A 3,798-nucleotide genomic window follows, 5' to 3' on the forward strand; every position below is an offset into this window, starting at 1 on the left:
CACAAAATAATTTACAGGCTCGATGCAGGTACATATCCAATCGCTTATTTATTCCCGATCGACAAGAAATCTGTTGGAGTTCGAAGAATTCGCGGGATGTCTTAAACAATGCACCTTTACAGGTGATTTTTTATTGGTGTTTTTATGGCAGTTACTGATAAACATCCGCAGTATATTGCTGCACAAAAAAGCTGGTTGGTTATGCGTGACGCCGTAGCAGGTGAAGAGCAAATTAAACATGCACAAACTAAATACCTAGCTAAATCGGCCGGAATGATTGAGGCTGAAAAGCAAGGAGATACGACTGGAGAGATTTATAAAGCCTATCTAAGTCGCGCTCAGTATCCATTATGGGTTCAGGATTCATTACGCACGATGATTGGTTTATTTTCAAAGCTGGAACCTAACATCGTAATTGAGAGTTCTCTGTTAAAGGGTTTAATAGAGAATGCAACCAATGATGGATTTGGCCTTAAACAGCTCTTCATTAGAATTTGTCTTGAACTTCTAGTATTTGGTCGTTGTGGTTTGCTAGTGGATGTTGATTCCAATGGGGTTCCTTACTTTGCGCTTTATGAGGCGCTTTCAATCATTAACTGGAAGGAAAACAGCATTGGTGGGCGAAAAGATTTAAAGCTTTTGGTGCTCGTGGAGCAATTTGATAATAGTGAAGATGAATTTGGCCATAACAGGATTATTAGCTAATTTTAAGGTGTTGATATTATATGAAAAAGATTATTTTTTTAAGCTTAGTTCTTGGTTTGGTAGGGATTAATGGTTGCTCAAAGGTGGAAAAAGAGTCAAAAGAAGCTATCTTAAGCACCTTAAAAGATTCTGATTCAGCCCAATTCCAAAATATAAAAGGATATTGCGGAGAGGTAAATTCTAAGAATAGCTACGGTGGTTATTCAATTTGCAATAATTTGGGAAGCACACTGCACTCCAAATAAATTATCTTTAAAATAGCGCAATGAGTGTGTAAAGGATGCATATAATCAGTCTCTTATAATGGATGCAAGGCTTAAAGGGGTTTCCAAGGAAAGCTTAAGGAATGAAATACTAACAGACAAAAATGCATCAAAGGCAGAAATTCAAGAAGGCTTAAGAGATATTGATCGTGCGTATAACAGTAATTTCAAAGATAAGGGTCTATAGGCACAGGATGTTGTTGCTAAATGTGTAAAGTTGATTGATTAGTGAATTGGTAAAAAGCACCCTAGGGTGCTTTTTTATTTAGACAAAACGCACTTCAACATGTTTACCAATTGCCGCAGCATATTTTTGCAATGTGGCAATAGATGGTGATGGTTTGCCTGTGATCAATGCTTTTTCTAGCCGTGAAACGGCAGGTACATTTGTTCCCATGCGTTCCGCGATTTGCGCTTGGGATAGACCTGCCTCTCGAAGTGCAGTAAGTACCATATCGAGCAAGGGCATTTCTTCACGTTCAATTCGTTCGTATTCGGTACGCACTGCTGAACGAGATAATGCAAGTGCTTTCATTTCTTCATGTGTTCGCATTTTTCACCTCTTTCATGCGGTCAAGTGCTAGGTTTAGATCTTGCTTAGGTGTTTTTTGGGTTTTCTTAACAAAACTATGGAGCATTACAATGCGTTTACCGACTAGTGTGCAATACATAACACGAGCAATACCTTCTTGAGATTTTAAGCGCAACTCAAATAGTCCTTTACTCATTGGTAATGTGTGAGATTCTCCTAAGTTTGCGCCGGGGGTGAGTCTATTACTTTACCCAGTGCATTATTTAATATAGTTCTATAGACATCCAAGCGTTCTTTGTAATTTTCAATAAACTTAGTCAACTCTATGTCATCAGGGCTAGTTAACTTACGAAAATGTTTTCACTTCCTATTATTTCACGAAAATCAAAGCTCATTGTGCAACGAATATAAATATAAGATGACTTTTAAATCAGCTTGTCTCTAATCTCGAATCCGCTAATATCCTCAAAAGCTATTTTTCTTGTCCATTTACTTCTTCAAATACACCTTTGTGGTTCAAAAGCATGTGTTTGATCGGTTGACCAGTGAGCTGATTAATATCCAAAAGATCATAAACCATTTGTTGTCCTAGCTGTTCACGCCGGACGGCTTCAACAATTTCCTGCATGTTTTGAAATTCTTCAAAACTCAGAACAACAGCTTCGGGCGTATTCTTCGTATAAACAAAAACAGGTTTATGACTTTCTTTGACACATTGAACAATTTTGCTCCAAGATTTGCGAACATCAGACGCAGAAACAATCGCACCGTTTATAAAAGTTAATCGACTCATATCTAAGACCTTATACTGGATGGCAAAAATTAAATCACTTTAGAATATTGTTCCGAATGTAAGAAAACGACCGTTATTTATTATGGGGCTATTATATATTTCTAAAATTAGTAGATGATATTTGTATGTAACTATATAATAGACTTCCTTCATAAATCATTTTTCAATCAATTTAATTGTTTATCTTTCACCCAATCTAAATTGTATATGCCAGCAAGTAAATTAAACCGCAGGTTTAATCTTTTACGACGATTTCTATATACACAAGATAAAATCTTAAAACATTTCATCCTTCCAAATACATGCTCTACTTGAATTCGTCTACGACCAATCTCTCTATTTAACTTTTTTAATTCAGAATCTAGTTTTTCAGTTTTCTTTGCTTTAGATGGCATAAGGCATCCAAAACCCAATTTCTTTATCCCTAAATACCCCTTATCAACGATAAAAAAGGGCTTAAATTTTAATTTCCTCATGCTTTTTTTAAATATTTTAAAATCATGCATGCTTCCATGACTTCCACATACACTTAGTATTTCACCTGTTGTATAGTGCATAGATAGCTGAAATTTAAAGGTATGTCGCTTTTTTTTACCGCTATACCATTTATTCTGTTTTTTTTGGACGTTGAACTAATATTTCAGTTGCATCAATCACAACAACTTCCCAATCCATTTCATCTCGATTAGGAAGTTGTTTTGGCAAGTTAAATTTTCCAGAACGGATTAAGGTATCTTCAATAACACGTGTGATACGAATTGCACTCGTTTCAGATACACCGTAACTCATACCAAGATGGAAAAATGTTCGATATTCTCTCCAATATTCTATACATAAGAGCAAACGATCTTCCAACGGTAATTTATGCGGTCGTCCTTTACCAATATGACGAGGTAACTGCTTATTTAGCTCGGCCAACATGAGGTTAAATGTAGCCCAACTAACACCGGTAAGCCTACGAAACTTAACGTCTGATAATTTTTGAATATCTTTGAATTTCATCCAAGGATTATCCATTGAATTAAATAATTTTGCTGATTAATTTAAGATCAAATAAATTGTACGTTTTTTGATTTATGACGGAAGTCTAATCTAAAAAAATAAATTTTAAATCGTGCAAATTAAAAATAGGGAAAGCTATGCTTACTGGAGTCTATATAAATAATGTTGCTACTTATAGTGTACCAACACAATTAGATGGTTTAAAGCAGATAAATTTTATATTTGGGGCAAATGGGTCTGGAAAAACTACAATTGTAGAATTATAGATCAACCATTAGGCTACACACATTGTTTACTTCAATGGCTTGGTGAAGAACCAATAAAAACTCTAGTCTATAATAAAGATTTTATTGATCGTAATTTCAATCAAGAAAATACCGTTAAAGGAGTTTTTACTCTAGGTGACGATCAAGTTGAGGCAGAAGGTCAAATTGCTTTATTGCGTCCACAAATGAGGGTGAATGGAAGCGTAAAAAACATCAGCCTGAATATCGTCGCCAATG

6 protein-coding genes and 3 pseudogenes are annotated in these 3,798 nt (G+C 35.4%); 4 read left to right on the forward strand and 5 right to left on the reverse strand.

What is annotated here, in order from left to right; genetic code table 11:
* Positions 1 to 144: 144 nt before the first annotated feature.
* Positions 145 to 687, forward strand: a pseudogene (locus RFW85_RS18150) (hypothetical protein); the annotation flags it as partial.
* A 38-nt stretch (positions 688 to 725) separates the two neighbouring features.
* Complete coding sequence (locus RFW85_RS18155; RefSeq protein WP_005130229.1) at positions 726 to 950, forward strand: hypothetical protein; 225 nt, start codon at positions 726 to 728, stop codon at positions 948 to 950.
* A gap of 283 nt (positions 951 to 1,233) precedes the next feature.
* On the opposite strand, the gene RFW85_RS18160 is transcribed toward RFW85_RS18155, so the two are convergent.
* The 5 genes and pseudogenes from RFW85_RS18160 to RFW85_RS18180 form a co-directional block, all read right to left on the reverse strand.
* Complete coding sequence (locus RFW85_RS18160; protein WP_001258992.1) at positions 1,234 to 1,521, reverse strand: helix-turn-helix transcriptional regulator; 288 nt, start codon at positions 1,519 to 1,521, stop codon at positions 1,234 to 1,236.
* Positions 1,508 to 1,717 (reverse strand): annotated as a pseudogene (locus tag RFW85_RS18165) (type II toxin-antitoxin system RelE/ParE family toxin); the annotation flags it as partial. The pseudogene RFW85_RS18165 and the gene RFW85_RS18160, both read right to left, overlap by 14 nt.
* A 255-nt stretch (positions 1,718 to 1,972) precedes the next feature.
* Positions 1,973 to 2,293, reverse strand: coding sequence for a type II toxin-antitoxin system Phd/YefM family antitoxin (locus RFW85_RS18170; RefSeq protein WP_004704395.1), 321 nt, complete (start codon positions 2,291 to 2,293; stop codon positions 1,973 to 1,975).
* A 167-nt stretch (positions 2,294 to 2,460) separates the two neighbouring features.
* A pseudogene (locus tag RFW85_RS18175) lies at positions 2,461 to 2,853 on the reverse strand (transposase family protein); the annotation flags it as partial.
* A 46-nt stretch (positions 2,854 to 2,899) separates the two neighbouring features.
* Complete coding sequence (locus RFW85_RS18180; protein ID WP_005130231.1) at positions 2,900 to 3,295, reverse strand: transposase family protein; 396 nt, start codon at positions 3,293 to 3,295, stop codon at positions 2,900 to 2,902.
* Between the two features lie 137 nt (positions 3,296 to 3,432).
* Here RFW85_RS18180 and RFW85_RS18185 point away from each other — a divergent pair, with 137 nt between their 5' ends.
* Together RFW85_RS18185 and RFW85_RS18190 are read left to right on the forward strand one after the other, a co-directional pair.
* Positions 3,433 to 3,561, forward strand: coding sequence for an AAA family ATPase (locus RFW85_RS18185; RefSeq protein WP_002123981.1), 129 nt, complete (start codon positions 3,433 to 3,435; stop codon positions 3,559 to 3,561).
* 53 nt (positions 3,562 to 3,614) lie between these two features.
* Positions 3,615 to 3,798: AAA family ATPase (locus tag RFW85_RS18190; protein ID WP_309171762.1), on the forward strand; the 184-nt coding region annotated here is incomplete at its 3' end.

Source organism: Acinetobacter sp. 12966, assembly GCF_031196995.1.
GTDB lineage: Bacteria > Pseudomonadota > Gammaproteobacteria > Pseudomonadales > Moraxellaceae > Acinetobacter > Acinetobacter geminorum.